Raw genomic sequence first — 18,663 nt, 5'->3', positions numbered from 1 at the left:
ACGGGTAACGTATCCTGTACGCTTTCCGAATCCATACTTTCTTGTAATGTGAATACGGCATAACGCGTCAGATTTGTTCCCCGTTCAAGAACACGGCTTCCACCAAGTCGCTTCCGTAAGCGTAGGGGAGATACTCGATTCCCGTGATCGGGGCAGTGATATAGAAATTGGCTTTTTTACCCACGGCGATACTGCCGAGTTCGTCTTCAACTCCCATGGCATAAGCCGAATTTATGGTTGTAGCGTTTATCACCTCTTCGGGAAGCATCTTGTAGTTGACACACCCGAGTGACATCACGAATTTCATGTTTCCGGAAGGAGAGGAGCCCGGGTTAAAATCAGAAGCCAAGGCTACCGGCAACCCCGCGTTTATCATCGCCCGAACGGGAGAGTAGGGCATATTCAAAAAGAACGCGGCACCCGGTAACACGGTCGGCATGGTTTCACTTCCTTTCAGCGCGGCTATTTCCTCTTCACCCACGTATTCGAGGTGATCGACTGAAAGGGCGTTATATTTTACCCCGACTTGGATACCACCCGAGTAGTCCAGTTCGTTGGCGTGTATCTTCGCTCGCATTCCGTACTTCATTCCGGCATTCAACATTCTGTCCGTGTCTTCCACGGTAAAGAATCCTTTGTCACAGAACACGTCGATATAATCGGCCAAATCTTCTGCCGCCACTGCCGGAATCATTTCGTTAATAATCAAATCCACGTATTCGGTCTGTCGTCCTTTGTATTCCAACGGCACGGCATGAGCCCCCAAGAACGTGGATTTTATAGTTAAAGGAGTTTCTTCTTTCAGGCGTTTAATCACTCTCAACATCTTGAGTTCACTCTCTGTATCCAACCCGTAACCACTCTTGATTTCCACGGCTCCGGTTCCCAGTGAAGCGATTTCTTGCAAACGGGCGTAAGCGGAATCAAATAATTCCTGCTCGGAAGCTTTGCGGATACGCTCGGCAGAATTTAATATACCACCGCCTCTTTTAGCGATTTCCTCGTAAGAGAGTCCTTTGATTTTGTCTATATATTCGATCTCGCGACTTCCCGCGTACACGAGATGCGTGTGTGAATCGCAATAAGCGGGCAACACAAGACGACCGGTCGCATCAACTTCCTGTACCGTGTCGGTATTCTCGTAAATAGCGTCTTGATTCAATTCGCTCATTTTCCCGAAAGCCTCGATACGATCATCATCGATTAGAAGGTAGGCATCATCAATCATGCCTAATTTCGCCATATCGGCACCCGCAACCCATTTACGCGGTTCTTCCTCAACCTGAACGAGTTGCTTTATGTTGATAATTAATGTTTTCATCCTTTTCGTGTTTATATCATTTGGGAACGAAAGTATTAAAAACCTTGAATATCCGCAAGGTTTTTACCTGAATACTTGCAATCTGTTCGCGTCTAATCTTAAGAAGATGAAAATAAGTATGGTAAATGCCCATAAGGAGGAGCCCCCGTAACTGAAAAACGGGAGCGGAATCCCGATCACGGGTACAAGACCTATCGTCATTCCGATATTCACCGCAACATGGAAGAATAGGATAGAAGCTACCCCATACCCGTATACGCGCGAAAAAGCGGAACGCTGTCGTTCTGCCAGTTTTATCATTCGCAAAATGAACGCCATTAATAATAAAATCACGACGGAACTACCAAGGAATCCCCATTCCTCACCCACGGTACAGAAAATAAAGTCAGTACTTTGCTCTGGTACGAAATTGAATTTCGTCTGTGTTCCCTGCAAAAAACCTTTCCCGAAAAACCCGCCGGAGCCGATGGCTATTTTAGACTGAATCACGTTATAGCCCGAACCTTTGGGATCAACCTTTATACCCAGAAGTTCGTTTATACGATCTTGCTGGTGAGGTTGAAGATGGTCAAAAGCATAATCAACGGAAAGCGCAGCTCCCACGCATAGCCAAGATACAAGAAGCAACGCGATCATGTATTTCATCTTCCGCTGGTAAATCGGGAACAAGGCCGCGATTGTCGTTACAATGTACACGCTCAATAACATATAATAGAACGGGATAGACAGGTGGAACACCCAATCAACCAGAACGAATAACCCGAAACCACCCGCGATAAAAGCTACAATCTGTAATAATTCCCGCATATTATGCCTGTAATAATAGAAGGCTATCAACGTCCCGATAATGATAATTATCAAAACCGCGAAAGGAGAATAAAGCAAGGAGATGATAAATATAACGGGTACGATAAAGCAGAGCAACAGTATTGAGCCATGCAACCCTTCCCGGAACAGCACGAGAATAAAACTACTGTACACGAGTGCCGAACCCGTATCGTTCTGCAAAATAATCAATCCTGCCGGAATGGCAAGTATGACACCGATCGTGAGCAGGCTGGAAAAACGCATCATCTTGAAATTGTGACGACTCATAACATAAGCGATAGCCAGATTGGTGGCGAACTTGGCAAACTCTGCCGGTTGTATTCGTATATCCTTGATTTCAAACCATGAACGGGCTCCTTTTGCTTCCGTACCGAACAAAAGCACGGCGACCAACAGGAACACCATAAACCCGTATATCACGAGCGAGAAACTCGTGAAAAATTTACTGTCTGTCAATAGCACGAGGAAAGCCAACACGAAAGAAGCCCCGATCCATAGCAATTGCTTGCCGTACCTTTGGGTTATATCGAAAATACTACTATGTTCTTCGTCATAAACAGCCGCATATATATTCAGCCAACCGATGAAGACGAGCAAGATGTACAGCAAAATAGACACCCAATCAATATTCGCCAATAATTTATTAGACCTGCTATTCATCACTTTTCTCGTTGCTTTTAATGGTTAGGTTTTTGATAAGATTTCCCTCGAACATCTCTTTTTCCAGTGGTTTCTTCTTGTCCGATATCTTGCCTTTCAAGTATTTTTCTATCAATAAGCCGGCAATCGGGGCGGCATAGCGCGAACCCCACACGCCATTTTCGACATACACGATTAACGCTATTTTGGGGTTCTCTACCGGGGCAAAAGCGATAAACACGGAATGGTCGTCACCTTCCGGGTTTTGTACCGTTCCCGTTTTCCCGGCTATCGTTACGGAATCCACTTGCGCCCGTCGTCCCGTGCCTTTAGTGATAACCATTTTCATCCCCTCGATAATGGGCTCGAAATGCTTTCGGTCTATCGGGATTTCGTGTTTTTCGATACGTCTGGCAACGTCATCCGTGGGACGCACGACATGGGGAGTCATGTAATATCCTCGGTTCGCCAGTATAGTTGCAAGGTTTGCCATTTGTATCGGAGTAATTAATAACTCACCTTGACCGATAGAAAGGGAGATAATGTATGACGGGAACCATTTTTGGGTTTTCAGCACTTTGTCATAGTAACCCTGCGTGGGAATGGAACCGGATACTTCATTGGTGAAGTCGGGACATAGTTTACTCCCGAACCCGAAGGAAGTCACGTATTTTCGCCATTCATTGTAAGCGTTACGCACGTTCCCGTACTCCGGTAATTCCAGTATCTGTTTGAAAACGGTCACGTAATAAGGATTGCACGAGTTCTCTATCGATTGCACCAGATCGACGGGAGAGCTGTGGTTATGGCATTTCATAAACCGCCCGCCGACAATAGGAGCTCCGCCGTGGCATGAAACCCGCGTATTCGTCGTGATCGCCTTTGTTTGCAACCCGATAAGAGCTTGCACAGTTTTAAAAATAGAGCCGGGGGGATACTGCGCCATGGTCGTTCTGTCAAAGAGAGGTCTTAGCGGGTCTTGAATTAACTTCGAGTAATTGTTCCCCCGGTCTAGCCCGACCATTAATTGCGGATCATACCCCGGACTGGACATTTTTACCAGTATCTCGCCCGTGTTGGGTTCTATTGCCACGATACCGCCCTTTTTGTTTTGCATTAATTGATAAGCGTATTCTTGCAGGTCGATATCTAACGTGGTATGTAAATCTTCTCCCACAACAGCCTCGTGGTCGTATTCCCCGTCCGCAAAGGAACCTTTCACCCGATTAAAACGGTCGACTAATAAAATCTTTTTCCCCTTGGTTCCTCTCAAATGTTTTTCATATGTATATTCCAACCCGTTTGCGCCGACATAGTCACCGCGGGAATAAGAAGTATCTTTACCGATTTGTTCTTTTGTAACCTCGCTGATGTACCCGAACACATCAGCCGAGTGATTCACGTTATATTTGCGTAACGTTCTGGTCTGAATATAGAAACCCGGGTAACGGTATAGCTTTTCTTGAAGTACGGCATATTTAGGCCCCGTGATCTGAGAGATCAGGGGAGATGCTTTCCATGTTGAATAATCCTTACATTCTTGAATCTTTCGGTCTAAATATTCTCTGGATATACCTAAAATCGAAATCAGTTCCAATGTATCAAACTGTTTTACCTGCCGGGGAATAATCATCAAATCATAGGCGGCTTGGTTATCCACCAAAAGTTTACCGTTACGGTCATAAATCAACCCGCGCGCAGGATATTGAGTTTCCGTACGCTGCGAATTGTTGTCCGCCATGACTTTATAGGTGTCGTCTATCACTTGATAAGAAAACAAGCGAAACATATATATGGCGCATACCGCTATGATAATACCTGATATGATCCCTTTCCTGTATCCGAATTTATTCATATCAAAAGTCTGTTACTAAGTCAATTGAAACACACTATTCTCTATTGCTGTACTTTCTTGATTCCTATAAAATAGTAAAGCAGGATAAACAGCATGGAGATAAAGGTACTCAAAATAATCCGTATAAGCGTGATCGTGATGTCGTTAAACGTGAACGCTTCCGCGAAAATCAGGACTATATTGAAAAACAACGTGGATAAAAAAGAATATTTGAAAAACCACCTGAAGTCATCCAACCGTAGCGTCCCGTGGGCTTCATCCAATTCTTCCCGCGTGGAAGTCAGCAATAATAGCCGGGGGCGGAGATAGGCCAGAAAGGTGGAAGCCGCCGCGTGAATACCAACAGTGTTATCTGCCAAGTCCATCAAAAAGCCCAAAAGGAACCCGAACAAAAGTAACGGTATACCTTTCACCTTGTAGGGCAGGATGAAAATGGCCAGAATATATATATTGATATAGAAATAGGAGCCAATATGGATATTATCCACGATCACGATCTGGAGAATGGCTAAAATCACGAAATGGATAAGATAATTTACATTACTCATGATAGTTTATGGCTTCTAACAGGTTTTGCTCGTTCTTCTTTTTGTTCTCGATCACGTACACGTGATTCAATCGCTTGAAATCAACCGCTAATCTGACTTTTATCTTCAAGAAATTAGCCGTTTCACGATCTACCGCTTCCACGTATCCCACGATAATACCTTCCGGAAAAATCTTGGAAAGTCCGGAGGTCACGATCGTGTCACCCTCTACAACATCAACATGATAGGGGATATCTTTCAAGTAAGAATAGCGATAATTGTCACCGTCCCATTGTAAAGAACCGTAATAATTATTCTTCTTTATCTTGGCTGAGATTCTGGTATCGATGTTAATCAAAGGAATAACGATAGAGTAGTTGTCACTCAGGTCTTGAATCAGACCTACAATTCCTTCCGGGGAGGCCACGCCCATCTCTTTCTCGATGAAGTTTTTACGCCCCCGGTCAATCGTGATGTAATTCTTCACCCGGTTGAAAGTCGCATTCACAACCTTAGCCCCCGTGTAATCGTAAACGGGTATACTATCCTGTACAACTATTCCCCTGACAACCGTATCCCTCAATACCTCGAATCCTTCCAGACGTTTCTTTAATTGAATGTTCTCGTCTGCAAGAGCTTCATTAATCTCCTTTAACCGGAAATAATCTTTCACGTCAGTAGTCACCGACGAGATATTCCCGAATAGAGTAGAGGCGTGTTGAGAGAAAATTGCTCTCTGATACTCGTTATGACGAATAATCAGAGAGAAACTTACGATTTCCAGAAGTATAAAAATTATAGTAAAATGGTACTTTAATATAAGTTTTATAATCTCTTTCACATCACTATCTTATAAGGAATGAGAACCTATCTACATTCTTTAGCGCGATACCCGTACCTCGTGCCACGGCGCGAAGCGGATCCTCGGCAATATGGAACGGAATATTCAACTTGTCGGTCAAACGTTTGTCGAGCCCCCGAAGCAACGCTCCACCACCGGCGAGATAAATACCCTTGTTCACGATATCGGCATACAATTCCGGTGGCGTCTGTTCCAACGCCGCGAGAATAGCAATCTCGATCTTGGAAATGGATTTCTCGATACAGTGTGCTATTTCTTGATAAGACACGGGCACTTCAACCGGGAGCGAGGTCATTTGATTAGGACCTTGTACCACGAAATCGGCCGGCGGTTCGTCCAACTCGGAAAGCGCGGAGCCTACATGAATCTTGATTTCCTCGGCAGTACGCTCACCGATTTTGATATTGTGCTGATGCCTCATGTACTCTTGAATATCATCCGTCAAGTCATCACCGGCAATACGGATAGATTTGTTGGTCACGATACCCCCTAAAGAAATCACCGCGATCTCGGTGGTACCACCACCTATATCCACGATCATGTTTCCTTCCGGGGCTTCAACATCCAACCCTATACCCAAGGCGGCAGCCATCGGCTCGTAAATCATGTACACGTCACGTCCCCCGGCATGCTCGGCAGAGTCGCGAACGGCACGTAATTCCACTTCGGTACTTCCCGAAGGGATACATACCACGATACGCAGGGACGGGGAGAAGAACTTGCTTTTCCCGTTCGCCATTTTAATCATTCCCCGAATCATCTGTTCAGCGGCGTTAAAATCTGCTATCACACCATCGCGAAGAGGGCGAATGGTCTTGATATACTCGTGTGTCTTACCCTGCATCTGGCGAGCTCTCTCGCCGATAGCAATCACTTTTTCCGTCTTTTTGTCGATAGCCACGATGGAAGGCTCGTTTACAACCATCTTATCATTCATGATAATGATAGTGTTTGCCGTTCCCAAGTCTATCGCTATATCTTGTGTTAAAAAAGAAAACAAACCCATAATTCTATTAATGTTTGAAGTGTCTCATTCCTGTAAAAATCATCGCAATATCATACTTGTTTGCCGCGTCAATCGAATCTTGGTCATGGATAGACCCGCCCGGTTGAATAATAGCCGTGATACCGGCCTTGTGAGCGGCTTCCACGCAATCGGCAAACGGGAAGAAGGCATCGGATGCCATCACGCTACCCGGAATACGTTCGCCGCCTTGACGGATTGCATTCTCCAAAGCCCATATCCGGCTGACTTGTCCCGGACCTACCCCTGTCGTGCATTTATCTTTCGCGATAGCGATAGCGTTGGATTTCGTGTGTTTTACCACTTTCCACGCGAATAGCATATCTTCCAGTTCTTTTTCTGTCGGACGACGATTGGTCACGTATTGTAATTCACCGCCCAGAAGTTGCAAATCCATGTCTTGAATCAACAATCCCCCGAGCACAGTTTTCGCTTTCGAACACGTGTAATCTCTCTTGGTAATATCGGATAATTGTAATAATCTTAAATTCTTTTTCTTCGCGAATATAGCACGTGCTTCTTCCGAGAAGGAGGGTGCTACAACGACCTCAAGGAAAACGGGTGCCATAACTTCTGCCGTGGCCTTGTCTATTTCCCGGTTCGCGGCAACAATACCGCCGTAAATAGATACCGGATCCGCATCATACGCTTTTTTGAATGCCTCTGCTAATGTAGCGGCACTTCCGACCCCGCAGGGATTGGCATGTTTGGCTGCCACGATTGTCGGTTCGTCGAATTCTTTCAATGCTTCCAGCGCACCGTCGGTATCACCTATATTATTATAAGATAATTCTTTTCCTTGCAATTGAACGGCTCCCGGTAAAGTTCCCTCTGTTTCCTGCACTTGCGTGTAGAAAGTGGCAGCTTGATGGGGATTTTCCCCGTAACGAAGATCTTGTTTCTTCTCGTAAGTCAGAGTCAGTGTCTTCGGAGATTGGATATTCAATCTCTTTGAAAAATAGTTGGCTATTAGAGCATCATAATGAGATGTGTGAATAAACACTTTCGCTGCTAATAATTCCTTGGTTTCGACAGAAGTATCCCCGTTTGCTTGAATTTCTTCTATCACCTTACTATAATCTTCCGGATCGGTAATTACCGTCACGAAAGGATAATTCTTTGCGGCTGCCCGAATCATCGTCGGTCCGCCGATATCAATATTTTCAATAATTTCCTCGTGTGAAACTCCTGCTTTTAAAATGGTTTCCTTGAACGGATATAGATTACAAACGACCATATCAATAGGTTCAATCCCCAATTCGGTCATTTGCTGTTTATGCTTCTCGTTGTCCCTGATCGCTAAAATTCCTCCTTCTACATTCGGGTGAAGAGTTTTTACTCTACCGTCAAAACACTCTGGGAATCGGGTTATGTCGGAAATATCTTTCACGTTAATTCCTTCTTCCTTTAGCTTCTTGGATGTGCCTCCGGTAGAAATGATTTCCCAACCCATAGAATTTAGCGATTTAGCAAAATCAACAATCCCACTTTTGTCAAATACACTGATTAATGCTCTTTTCGTTCTCATCCGGATATTTTATTTTTTGTATGAACGTAATATTACTTTGCCGACAAAGGTAAAAAAAAGAATAGTATTTCTTTAAATAAAAAATGGTTTCGTGTAATATTTTTCTCGATATCGTTTCCACGTGTTTGAAAAATACGTATATTTGATAAAATTTTAGGTTTCACGAAAGGCTTTTAAAGCCATTTATATATTGATATTATGAGTGATAGCGCACTTGATTTGATTGTTTACTTGGCGTTGACCTTAGGGGCAGGAGCCGTGGGTTTAATAAAGTCCTCCAGAGAAAAGAAAGCCAAAAATGCACGTCCGGTTGTACAGCAGCCGGAAGAATTTTTTGATGAATCGGATGATGACACGGTAGTCATAACGCAGCAACCGGAAATTTTTAAACCCCAAGAAATATTTCAACCTGTATGGCAAGACGAGGAACTTTCCGAAAAACTGGAAAAAGAAAAAGAGGAAAGTATCACGGGTTTTGGGAGAACGGATGAAGAACGCTATGCCATGTTGGAAAGAATGCAACAAGAAGCCCGAAAAGTTCGAGGGAAACGAATCACGACTTTATTTAAAGAGGAAGAAGAGGAACCGTCTAACGAGCAACAAACGGAAATCCAAAATAAGCATTTTGAACTGGATATCCGTCAAGCCATCATCGCTAGTGAAATCTTGAACCGGAAATATTAGAAATTAATCCCGATACCGGTAGAGAAAGTGAAAGAATAAGGTTTGAAGTCAATATCACTATTCTTACTAAGCGATTGTAGATAATATTTGAATCCCGGCTCCAATTTAAGGCGAATGGATTTAGATAACGGGTATTCAATACCGAAACCGACATTCGTGCTGATATTAAACGTCCGGATATTTTCAGCTTCTCCCATTAATTCTTTTTTACCGCTATAATTCACGTAAGTATGATTACGCACGAGGAAACTTGCACCAAGACCACCCAATATACTGAAACGAATCTTGTTATCGTTCAAATGGAAACGGAATGCTAACGGGATCTCGATGGCATCAAATTGCTGCTCGATACTTCCTTCTTCATCTTGTTCTCCTTTTAAGGACAAATAATTCTCTGAATTGGAAACTGTCGCTTTTGCTTGATTCTTCACGTTACCAAGTGGAGTATAGGCATGTGTATTAGCAGTATAACTTACCATATCACCGCGAGGCACGAAAACCTGTGCATCTGATGTCTTTTGTCCCATTCTGGAATATCCCAATCCGGTTTCAATAGATATACGTTTGCTAGGTTTCACCGCAAAGGTCAACCCTCCACCTAAATTGAATATACCACTCATCGAACTGTTATCAAATTGAGCGGAACGAGCAGCTTGATTATTTACATGGTAATTTCCCGATGAATACCCGGGGGAGATATAACCTCCAACCATAAATATTTTCTCTTCCTTGGAAAGTTTTTTCTCTTTAGGAGTACTTGCAACAGGTGCTCGACCATCCAACAAAGCCATATACTCCTTTTGATTTTGCAGGGCATTCCCGTTTACCAACGGGATAAATTCCGCACGAACACTTGTTTTTTTCAATTCACTCTCGGGCTGCTCCACTTCCAGACCGCTTGAAGATTGAATCGCGAGTTGCACGGGAGTGATTGTCCCCGAATCCATACCGGACTGTCTTGTTTCCCGTTTACGGGTAACTGTCGGAATTGAATGAGGAGTTGAAGTAAATGCTAGTATTCGGTTTTCATCCTGAGAGTTATCAATTGGTTGTATAGCAGCAATAGGAGTGGGAGAGTGGAGAGTGTCTTGTTGATTGGGAATAACAAAAGTAATGCACAGCAGTAAAATAACAGCAGCCGCAATTCCGCTATATGTATATATGCGTTTCAAGCGTCGTTGCTTCATCACGAAGTGGGAATCAATCCTTTCCCATATTCGTGCCGGAGGCTCGACGGAAACCTGTTCCATGGCATTTTTAAACAATTTCTCTAAATTCTCACTCATCTCTCAAATATGCATTTATCTTCTTTTTCAAAATATCTTTTGCCCGTGCCAGATTGGATTTTGACGTACCGTCAGAAATACCCAACATCGCGGCGATTTCCTTATGTTGCATGTTCTCCATGACATACAAGTTGAACACCAACCGATACTTTTCCGGTAATTGATTGACAAACTCAAACAACACGTCCGACGGAATGCTCAAATTATCATCAATATCGTCTTCATCCGTTACTTCCGGGACTTCTTCGACAACTTGCAGAGAACGGTTTTTCCTGTATTTTTCCAACGCGGTATTAATAAATATACGTTTCATCCATCCCTCAAAGGAGCCTTTGCCCGTGTATTGCCTGATAGACTCCAGTATCTTTATAAAACCATCCTGTAAGTTATCTTCAGCCTCTTCGCGTGATTTGGAGTATTGAATGCATATAGCAAACATTTTAGCAGAGAACATATTATATAGTTGTTCTCCCGCTTTTCTGTCTCCTTTCTTGCATCGCTCTACTATTTTGTCCAAATTACACATTGATAACTTATTTCTTAGATGCGGTTTTGCGCAAATGGTTGCGTTCGTTACGCGAAAAAATAAAAAAAATTCATTACCAACTAAAAAGCTGCCGTTTTTTTTGCATCCTATCGTTTTTTTGCGAATATTCGCAGTGTAATTTCAAAAATCAAATGCGATTACGAATATTTTAAACTATAAAAAACAGCTAAAATGAAAACATTTTTAAATTTGAAACAATGCTTAATTTTATTCGCAGCGGTGTTCTCCTTGACATCCTGCTTGAAGAGTGACGATCCTGATTTTCAGATTGTAGCAGGAGGATATGTAAATCAAAAAGTAACAGAAATTTCAGGGGGCGAAGGGGAAGATGTTAAAATTGAAAGTGAATTTACTCCCGTTGTTCTAGTACAGGGAAATGAGCAAATTGCGAATTGTACAGCCAGTGGTTCAAAAAGCATGCTATTGGGGAAAACAAATGATTATGGAACCGCATGGAAAACAATCTCTGCCACGCCATTTGAAGAACTTCCTATCAGTACATATACAATAACTGGTGTAAATGCGGAAGGGAAAAGTGCTTCAACTTATGCTTCTTTCAGTCCAACCCAAGGTATGAAAAACAAGCTGAAAGGGGATATAGACTATAATAATGGTGTACTTATTTTCACTTTTAATAAGGTTGAAAATGCAACAGCATATCTTGTTATAGCCAAAAGTTCGTCAAATGCTACGTATTTTGAATCTTTCGAGATCAAAGGCTACACAGAAACTGAAGCTAAAATAGGAGAAGAATTAAAACTGGAGGAATCAAGTATTGCAAGCAAAATCACAGTGCCTGGGACTTACCGTATAACTTTGGCCGCCGTTATCTCAAGCAGCAATGGTATGGTGTACCAAGAAAACGACAAATATGTATCTTATACCAAAGAATAATATTTCTTATTTAGTAAAAAGTAATAAAGAACGCCTTTAATTAAAGGCGTTCTTTTTGTGTCTATATCTTCTGTGTTTTTTCTTGTAACCATTCCTTTTCCTCATTCGTCAAATAAGGCGAAACCTCTTTATAAACCCGCTCATTATATTCATTTAGCCATTCGATTTCCTCTTTAGTTAACAATTCAACTAAAAGGGCGGATGTATCAAAATAGCAGAGTGTGATGGTTTCAAACTGATAAAATTCGCCAAATTCGTTCTCCGCTTTAGGTTGACAAACAATCAAATTCTCGTGGCGGATACCATGTAAACCTTCTCGATATAAACCCGGTTCATTGGAAGTAACCATTCCGGGAAGTATTTCTTGATTTTTAAGATCAGGGCGTATGGATTGCGGTCCCTCGTGAACATTTAGGAAATACCCGACACCGTGTCCGGTTCCATGCCCGAAATTCCTTAAATTCATATATAAAGGCAACCTTGCAACTATGTCAATATTACATCCTTTTGAGCCTTTAGGGAAATATAGCCGACTAAGGTCAATCATTCCTTTCAAAACCAAGGTGTAATCTTCTTTCTCCAAACGAGTTAATTCACCTAACGGCATCGTTCTTGTAACATCCGTTGTACCGTGTATATATTGTGCCCCGGAATCCACCAGATATAACCCTTTCGGTTGTAATTCGGACTGTTGTTCCGGTGTAGCGGAATAATGCGGTAGAGCGGCGTTTTTTCCATACGCTGAAATACATCCGAAACTATCCGACATATAGCCCTCGTTCTCGGCCCTGAATTTACCTAATTGCTCCGCGGCTTCAAGTTCCGTAATCGTTCTCTTCGTCAAATTCTTTTCCAACCAGTAGAAGAATTTTGTCAATGCCACACCGTCTTTTTTACAAGCCAACCGGAAGCCTTCCAGTTCTGTTTCGTTTTTCACTGATTTCATTAACGGTACAGGTGATTCCACTTCCTTCGTTTCGAACCGTTTTGCTAAATGATAGTACACGGCATAATTACAAGTATTCGTGTCTACCAAATACTTCTTCTCTTTGTCCTGTTCATCCAGAAATAAGAATAAATGGTGATAATCATGCAATTCAATACCATCTGCCTGTAACTGTTGTTGAACTTCCGGGGTTACTTTATCCAATTTAATAAATAAATGGGCTTTTTCCTTCTCCACTATGGCATAGGCTATCGCCAGAGGATTGTAAGATATATCATTACAACGAATATTGTACATCCAAGCGATTTCGTCCAAACAGCTAAACAGCATGACATCACTGCCTTGAGCCGAAATAAATTGTCGTACACGTGCAACGCGTTCACTTGCCGATTCTCCGACATATTTCAAATCCAATCGCATTAATTCTCCCATAGGGAAAGCAGGACGGTCTAACCACATTTCTCCAAGTAAATCAATCTGTTCTTGTACAGTGATATTCTTGGGGGACAACACGTTCTTTAGATTGCGCACATCGCTAACAGACATACAAAATCCATCTATACCTACTTTAGAGTCAGCTTCCAACACTTCGGACAACCATTGCGGGTAATCCACGGCACCCGGTATCCGAAGTTTATGCAACGCGATACCGGAACCCGCTAATTCCTGTTCTGCTTGAATAAAATATCTGGTATCTGTCCACAATCCGGCATCGTCGTTTGTTACCACTACGGTTCCGAACGAGCCGGTAAAACCGGATATCCATTTTCTTTGTTGCCAAGGAGCGGGAAGATATTCACTATTGTGAGGATCTGTACCGGATATAATATAAGCGGAAATATTCTCACGTCGCATAATCCTTCTTAATTCTGTAAGTTTCTCTTGTATCGTCATGACTTGATTTTTTATTTTTTCAAATGTAAAGATTTTAAAGCAGATAACAAAGCACACGAATGTTACATTTGTAAATAAAATATTATTGATACTTGTGATTACATTTGTAATGTCATCAAGTTCTAGGAAAAAACAGAATTTAATCATGTCAGAAAGATAGGAGATATGATCCATAAAGGCGAAATGATGTATTAACATCTATATACAATTGAATTTAATATACTGAAAACCAATATGTATATTCATCTATTCTATTGTGATAATTCAAGTGAAAACCTTTATTTTCTCTATCCCGATCCTTAAGTTCTTGTGAATAAATGTAAACAATATAAGTTATATATCTATTTACCAATATGTTATACTGTTTTTACGAAGTTTTACTCGAATATAAAAACAAGACATCTATTGTTATTAAGTAGTTGAATATTAATGACATATCAATTATTTGAAGTAGCGTTAAATCTGTAATGTTATAAATACAATCGAACTAATTGTTTATTAGAGTAATATAAATATAATCCAGTTATTACATTCTTACTCCTCATTCTATGTAATACATTTGTAAATACACTCCATTACAAATGTAATTTTGAAAACTCAACAAGAAGCATTACATTTGTAATGTGGAATTTTACAAAAGGAGGGAGTTATGCAAGAACGATTAAATCAAATTATAGAGCAAAGAGGATTAACCGCAACTAAATTTGCCGCTCTGATTGGAGTGAATGCCTCCACGATCTCTCATATTCTAGCCGGAAGAAATAAACCGGGATTTGATATTATCAATAATATTGCAAAAACTTTTCCGGATATAGATTTAGGTTGGTTGATAACCGGGAATGGCTCCATGTATACTTCCTCCTCTAAAAAAGAGAATAATCATTTTTCCGAGGAACCTACCTTATTTGATTTGGATGAGCCTAAAAAACAAACAGACACCCCGATTCAAGAAAAAGAAAAGAAAACAGAAATAGAAATTATCGGTAAAGCGATTGCCAAATCTCCGACAAAGAAAATTAAACGGATTGTTCTCTTTTTTGAAGACGGGAGTTTTGAAGATTACGAGAAATAAAGACTTCTCTTACATCTAAGCGTTACAGAAATCAACTCAGATGTAAGAGAGTCAAGTTAAATTAAACCGATAATATCTCTCAAGCATTTGAAACCGTTCTGGTCGAGGTATTCATTAATCCCATCAATCACTTTGATTGTCACAGTCGGGTCAATAAAATTCGCCGTTCCGATTTGTATTGCGGATGCTCCGGCAAGTAGAAATTCGATGGCATCGGTTGCACTACAAATTCCACCTAAACCTATCACCGGAATTTTAACAGCTTTGGCAACTTGCCATACCATCCGGAGTGCCACGGGTTTCACGCATGGTCCGCTTAATCCCCCGGTTATCGTACTCAAAACCGGTTTTCTCGTTTTGGCATTTATTGCCATCCCCATAAGCGTGTTGATCAAAGAAACGGAATCCGCTCCGGCGCTCTCCGCCGCGAGGGCAATTTCTTGAATACTAGTCACGTTGGGTGACAATTTCACCATCAAGTGTTTTTTATAAACCTTACGAACTTCCTTCACCACTTCGGATGCAGATGCACACGAGGTACCGAAAGCCATTCCGCCTTCTTTCACGTTCGGGCAGGAGATATTCAATTCTATCCCGGGAATATTTTCCAATTCATTGATTTTTTCTGCCGTCGCCACGTAATCGCTGACAGTAGAGCCGGAAACGTTAACAAGAATATTACTCTTGATATCTTTGATAGTCGGGTAAATATGTTCTATAAAATAATCGACACCTTTGTTTTGCAATCCCACGGCATTTAACATCCCGGAAGGAGTTTCCGCCATACGGGGATAAGGATTTCCTTCACGATGCTTGAGAGTTGTACCCTTCACGATAAATCCTCCCAAACGTTCAAGATCAATAAAATCTTGAAATTCTGTTCCGTAGCCGAAAGTCCCGGATGCCGTAAGCACGGGATTCTTTAAAGATAAACCGTTGATATTGATGCTTAAATCTGCCATTTCAAGTCTTTTATATTAAAAATAGGACCTTCCGTACACACGCATTTGTTGCCTTCTTTCGTGTCTGTCACACAACATAAACAAGCCCCGATGCCACATGCCATCGTGTTTTCCAAAGACACCTCACACTCTATATTTTTAGAATTAGCATAAGCGGCAACTGCTTTCATCATCACTTCGGGACCACAACAAAAGATACTGTCAAATGTTTCATTCAATATTGAATGTTGTGTCACGTATCCTTTTTCCCCGAAAGAACCATCCTCGGTCGTGTAATAAACCGTGGCGTATTTTTCAAATTCCTCCTTACGAAGAATATCTTTACTAGCGCGAGTCCCGATTAAAACTACCGGAGATAATCCCCGGGCTTTCATTTCCCGAGAAAGATGTAACATAGGAGCTACTCCACAACCGCCACCAATTAATAATGGTCTACCAGAAGAAGGTATAGTGAAGCTATTACCCAAAGGCAGTATAACATTCAACTTCTCTCCGGGTTGCAATTCTCCCATGGTTGAAGTGCCGCATCCCACGATCTTGATGAAAAGATAAAGTAATCCCTGCTCTTTATCTACATCATGTACGGATATCGGTCTTCTTAAAAAGGTTGACGGAGAATGGTCTACCCGGACATTGACAAATTGTCCCGGTTTTATCTCCGGGAGTTCCGGTGAATGTAATACCAATAAGATGGTATCATCGTTCAACCTTTGGTTTTCTTTGACCGTGAAATCTATAATCTTTTTCATTTACTCAATATTTCCCAGTAATTTTCATTTATAATCATTTCTCTTGTAATTTCTCTGCTAAATATTTACCCGTGTACGAATTTTGGCATTTCACCAATTCTTCGGGGGGGCCCTCGAACACGAGGTATCCGCCTTCACTTCCTCCCTCGGGACCAAGGTCAATAATGTTATCAGCGCATTTGATCACGTCCATGTTATGCTCGATAATCAGTACCGTGTGCCCCCTGTCTATCAAGGCATTCAACGAGTCCATCAGTTTGTGGATATCATGAAAGTGTAGACCTGTCGTGGGTTCGTCAAACACGAAAAGGGTAGGATCAGCATTCTCTTGGCTCAAGTGATAAGCTAATTTTACCCGCTGACTTTCTCCACCACTTAATGTACTGGAAGCTTGTCCCAACTTGATATACCCAAGCCCGACATCGACTAATTTTTGCAGTTTCGCCACGATACTCCGTTCGCTATGGCTTGTCCCGGAAGAGAAAAACTCGACAGCTTGGTTTACCGTCATTTCCAATATATCGTAGATGTTCTTGTCTTTGTACTTGATTTCCAACACTTCATCCTTGAAACGCTTCCCTTTGCAATGCTCGCATTCAAGGTAAACGTCCGCCATGAATTGCATTTCAACTTTAATAATACCTTCTCCTTGACACTCTTCACATCGTCCTCCCGGTACGTTAAAAGAAAAGTGTGCCGGTTTGAAACCGTTTAATTTTGAAAGTTTCTCGTCCGCGTATATTTTCCGGATATCATCCCATGCTTTCAAGTAAGTCACCGGATTGGAACGAGAGGATTTACCAATCGGATTTTGATCTATAAATTCAACCCCGCGTATCATATCAATATCACCGGATAATTTATTAAAACTCCCGGTACGATCGGAATAATCACCGTAGTATTTTTTCAGGGCGGGAACGAGGATCGTTTTAATCAATGTACTTTTCCCGGAACCACTTACTCCGGTTACCGCGGTCATCACGCCCAAAGGAATCGTGACATCAATATTCTTCAAGTTGTTTTCTGTTGCCCCAATAAGTACAATTTTGCGCACCGATTTCTTTCTGACGGCAGGCACAGGAATCGTTTTTTCCCCGTAAATATAGTCTGACGTTAATGTATTCGCTTTTTTTAGTTCCTTCAACGAACCTTGGAAAATAATTTCACCGCCTAAACGTCCGGCCAATGGTCCTACGTCAATAATTTCATCGGCAGATTTTATAATATCTTCATCATGCTCCACGACAACGACCGTGTTTCCCAAGTCCCGAAGACGATGCAACACGTTGATCAAGCGATCCGTGTCGCGAGAGTGAAGTCCGATACTCGGTTCGTCCAAAATATACAAAGAACCGACCAAGGCCGACCCTAGAGAGGTTGCCAAGTTAATCCGTTGTGACTCACCACCGGACAGAGAAGAAGATAACCTATTAAGAGTCAAGTATCCCAATCCGACATCCAGTAAGAAATTAATCCGGTTATGAATATCCGGAAGCACACGAGCGGCAATAACTTGATCGTGTTCGGAAAGTACCAACGTGTCAAAGAATGTTTTCAATTCCGTGATAGGCATATCTACAAGTTCCGTTATTGCCCTACCGTTTATTTTCACGTAAGTGGCTTCTTTTTTTAATCGGGTTCCATGACATACCGGGCATTTTGTTTTACCGGTATAACGTGCAATCATCACGCGGTTCTGTATTTTGAACTTTTTGGATTCAAGATACTCGAAGAACGCGTATATACCACTCTCGTTATTCCAAAGGGTATCTTTTTCTTTTTCCGTCAATTCATAATAGGGGGTATGCACGGGAAAATTTACCTTGTGCGCGTTTTTGATGAAATAGTGTTTCCACTCGCTCATTTTTTCTCCCCGCCAACACATGACGGCATCATCATATACACTTAAAGATTTATTAGGAACCACAAGATCTTCGTCAATTCCTAGAATCTTCCCGTATCCCTCGCATCTGGGACAAGCCCCGATAGGAGAATTGAAACTGAACGTGTTTATTGTCGGGATTTGGAACGTGATTCCGTCGGCT

The 18,663-nt window shown here is 41.9% G+C and carries 16 protein-coding genes; 3 read left to right on the top strand and 13 right to left on the bottom strand.

All coding sequences use genetic code 11. The annotated features are described in order from the left end of the window. Positions 1-67: 67 nt before the first annotated feature. From hutI to purH, 7 genes are all read right to left on the bottom strand, one after another. Entirely contained in the window at positions 68-1,321 is a 1,254-nt protein-coding gene (gene hutI / locus Q5866_RS14720) for an imidazolonepropionase (protein ID WP_303181001.1), read from the bottom strand. Positions 1,322-1,384: 63 nt separating this feature from the next. Beyond that, positions 1,385-2,809, bottom strand: coding sequence for a rod shape-determining protein RodA (gene rodA / locus Q5866_RS14715; protein ID WP_099292447.1), 1,425 nt, complete (start codon positions 2,807-2,809; stop codon positions 1,385-1,387). Continuing rightward, on the bottom strand, positions 2,802-4,643 hold the full coding sequence (mrdA, locus tag Q5866_RS14710; protein WP_303181000.1) for a penicillin-binding protein 2: 1,842 nt from the start codon (positions 4,641-4,643) through the stop codon (positions 2,802-2,804). The genes rodA and mrdA overlap by 8 nt, the downstream gene beginning before the upstream one ends. A gap of 41 nt (positions 4,644-4,684) precedes the next feature. Beyond that, positions 4,685-5,191, bottom strand: a complete 507-nt coding sequence (locus tag Q5866_RS14705) for a rod shape-determining protein MreD (protein WP_099292449.1) — start codon at positions 5,189-5,191, stop codon at positions 4,685-4,687. Beyond that, positions 5,184-6,011 carry a rod shape-determining protein MreC gene (mreC, locus tag Q5866_RS14700; RefSeq protein ID WP_303180999.1) on the bottom strand — a complete coding sequence of 276 codons (828 nt, stop codon included), beginning with the start codon at positions 6,009-6,011 and terminating at the stop codon, positions 5,184-5,186. The genes Q5866_RS14705 and mreC overlap by 8 nt, the downstream gene beginning before the upstream one ends. Before the next feature lie 4 nt (positions 6,012-6,015). Next, the gene (locus tag Q5866_RS14695) at positions 6,016-7,038 is read right to left on the bottom strand and encodes a rod shape-determining protein (protein ID WP_018336345.1); all 1,023 of its coding nucleotides are present in this window, start codon (positions 7,036-7,038) and stop codon (positions 6,016-6,018) included. 7 nt (positions 7,039-7,045) lie between these two features. Further along, positions 7,046-8,584: a bifunctional phosphoribosylaminoimidazolecarboxamide formyltransferase/IMP cyclohydrolase gene (gene purH, locus Q5866_RS14690; RefSeq protein ID WP_099292451.1), complete on the bottom strand. Its 1,539-nt coding sequence runs from the start codon at positions 8,582-8,584 to the stop codon at positions 7,046-7,048. Positions 8,585-8,782: 198 nt separating this feature from the next. On the opposite strand from purH, the gene Q5866_RS14685 reads away from it, so the two are divergent. Further along, positions 8,783-9,268 carry a hypothetical protein gene (locus Q5866_RS14685; protein WP_303180998.1) on the top strand — a complete coding sequence of 162 codons (486 nt, stop codon included), beginning with the start codon at positions 8,783-8,785 and terminating at the stop codon, positions 9,266-9,268. Here the strand turns inward: Q5866_RS14685 and Q5866_RS14680 are convergent. Then, on the bottom strand, positions 9,265-10,554 hold the full coding sequence (locus tag Q5866_RS14680; protein WP_303180997.1) for a hypothetical protein: 1,290 nt from the start codon (positions 10,552-10,554) through the stop codon (positions 9,265-9,267). The genes Q5866_RS14685 and Q5866_RS14680 overlap by 4 nt on opposite strands. Next, positions 10,547-11,080 carry an RNA polymerase sigma factor gene (locus Q5866_RS14675; RefSeq protein WP_303180996.1) on the bottom strand — a complete coding sequence of 178 codons (534 nt, stop codon included), beginning with the start codon at positions 11,078-11,080 and terminating at the stop codon, positions 10,547-10,549. The genes Q5866_RS14680 and Q5866_RS14675 overlap by 8 nt, the downstream gene beginning before the upstream one ends. A gap of 192 nt (positions 11,081-11,272) precedes the next feature. Here Q5866_RS14675 and Q5866_RS14670 point away from each other — a divergent pair, with 192 nt between their 5' ends. Beyond that, positions 11,273-11,995 carry a hypothetical protein gene (locus Q5866_RS14670; RefSeq protein WP_303180995.1) on the top strand — a complete coding sequence of 241 codons (723 nt, stop codon included), beginning with the start codon at positions 11,273-11,275 and terminating at the stop codon, positions 11,993-11,995. A 61-nt stretch (positions 11,996-12,056) separates the two neighbouring features. On the opposite strand, the gene Q5866_RS14665 is transcribed toward Q5866_RS14670, so the two are convergent. Continuing rightward, complete coding sequence (locus tag Q5866_RS14665) at positions 12,057-13,835, bottom strand: aminopeptidase P family protein (RefSeq protein ID WP_303180994.1); 1,779 nt, start codon at positions 13,833-13,835, stop codon at positions 12,057-12,059. Positions 13,836-14,484: 649 nt separating this feature from the next. Here Q5866_RS14665 and Q5866_RS14660 point away from each other — a divergent pair. Next, entirely contained in the window at positions 14,485-14,907 is a 423-nt protein-coding gene (locus Q5866_RS14660; RefSeq protein ID WP_099292457.1) for a helix-turn-helix domain-containing protein, read from the top strand. Between the two features lie 56 nt (positions 14,908-14,963). Here Q5866_RS14660 and Q5866_RS14655 read toward each other — a convergent pair whose 3' ends face one another. The 3 genes from Q5866_RS14655 to uvrA form a co-directional block, all read right to left on the bottom strand. Continuing rightward, positions 14,964-15,869: a dihydroorotate dehydrogenase gene (locus Q5866_RS14655; protein WP_099292458.1), complete on the bottom strand. Its 906-nt coding sequence runs from the start codon at positions 15,867-15,869 to the stop codon at positions 14,964-14,966. Beyond that, positions 15,857-16,618, bottom strand: coding sequence for a dihydroorotate dehydrogenase electron transfer subunit (locus tag Q5866_RS14650; protein WP_186975378.1), 762 nt, complete (start codon positions 16,616-16,618; stop codon positions 15,857-15,859). The genes Q5866_RS14655 and Q5866_RS14650 overlap by 13 nt, the downstream gene beginning before the upstream one ends. A gap of 34 nt (positions 16,619-16,652) precedes the next feature. Further along, on the bottom strand, positions 16,653-18,663 hold a 2,011-nt coding region (uvrA, locus tag Q5866_RS14645; protein ID WP_303180993.1), incomplete at its 5' end, for an excinuclease ABC subunit UvrA.

It is taken from the genome of uncultured Butyricimonas sp., from assembly GCF_959596855.1.
GTDB classification, from domain to species: Bacteria; Bacteroidota; Bacteroidia; order Bacteroidales; family Marinifilaceae; genus Butyricimonas; species Butyricimonas muris.
The sequence above is the reverse complement of the archived record's forward strand: the minus strand, read 5'-3'. Positions and strand labels throughout refer to the sequence as shown.

Excerpts from the sequence above, each read along its gene's own strand:
- mrdA (WP_303181000.1), bottom strand. The coding sequence starts at position 4,643 with ATGAATAAATTCGGATACAGGAAAGGGATCATATCAGGTATTATCATA.
- Q5866_RS14695 (WP_018336345.1), bottom strand. The coding sequence starts at position 7,038 with ATGGGTTTGTTTTCTTTTTTAACACAAGATATAGCGATAGACTTGGGA.
- Q5866_RS14665 (WP_303180994.1), bottom strand. The coding sequence starts at position 13,835 with ATGACGATACAAGAGAAACTTACAGAATTAAGAAGGATTATGCGACGT.
- Q5866_RS14680 (WP_303180997.1), bottom strand. The coding sequence starts at position 10,554 with ATGAGTGAGAATTTAGAGAAATTGTTTAAAAATGCCATGGAACAGGTT.
- hutI (WP_303181001.1), bottom strand. The coding sequence starts at position 1,321 with ATGAAAACATTAATTATCAACATAAAGCAACTCGTTCAGGTTGAGGAA.
- Q5866_RS14705 (WP_099292449.1), bottom strand. The coding sequence starts at position 5,191 with ATGAGTAATGTAAATTATCTTATCCATTTCGTGATTTTAGCCATTCTC.
- Q5866_RS14675 (WP_303180996.1), bottom strand. The coding sequence starts at position 11,080 with ATGTGTAATTTGGACAAAATAGTAGAGCGATGCAAGAAAGGAGACAGA.
- rodA (WP_099292447.1), bottom strand. The coding sequence starts at position 2,809 with ATGAATAGCAGGTCTAATAAATTATTGGCGAATATTGATTGGGTGTCT.
- Q5866_RS14670 (WP_303180995.1), top strand. The coding sequence starts at position 11,273 with ATGAAAACATTTTTAAATTTGAAACAATGCTTAATTTTATTCGCAGCG.
- purH (WP_099292451.1), bottom strand. The coding sequence starts at position 8,584 with ATGAGAACGAAAAGAGCATTAATCAGTGTATTTGACAAAAGTGGGATT.
- Q5866_RS14655 (WP_099292458.1), bottom strand. The coding sequence starts at position 15,869 with ATGGCAGATTTAAGCATCAATATCAACGGTTTATCTTTAAAGAATCCC.
- Q5866_RS14650 (WP_186975378.1), bottom strand. The coding sequence starts at position 16,618 with ATGAAAAAGATTATAGATTTCACGGTCAAAGAAAACCAAAGGTTGAAC.
- Q5866_RS14685 (WP_303180998.1), top strand. The coding sequence starts at position 8,783 with ATGAGTGATAGCGCACTTGATTTGATTGTTTACTTGGCGTTGACCTTA.
- Q5866_RS14660 (WP_099292457.1), top strand. The coding sequence starts at position 14,485 with ATGCAAGAACGATTAAATCAAATTATAGAGCAAAGAGGATTAACCGCA.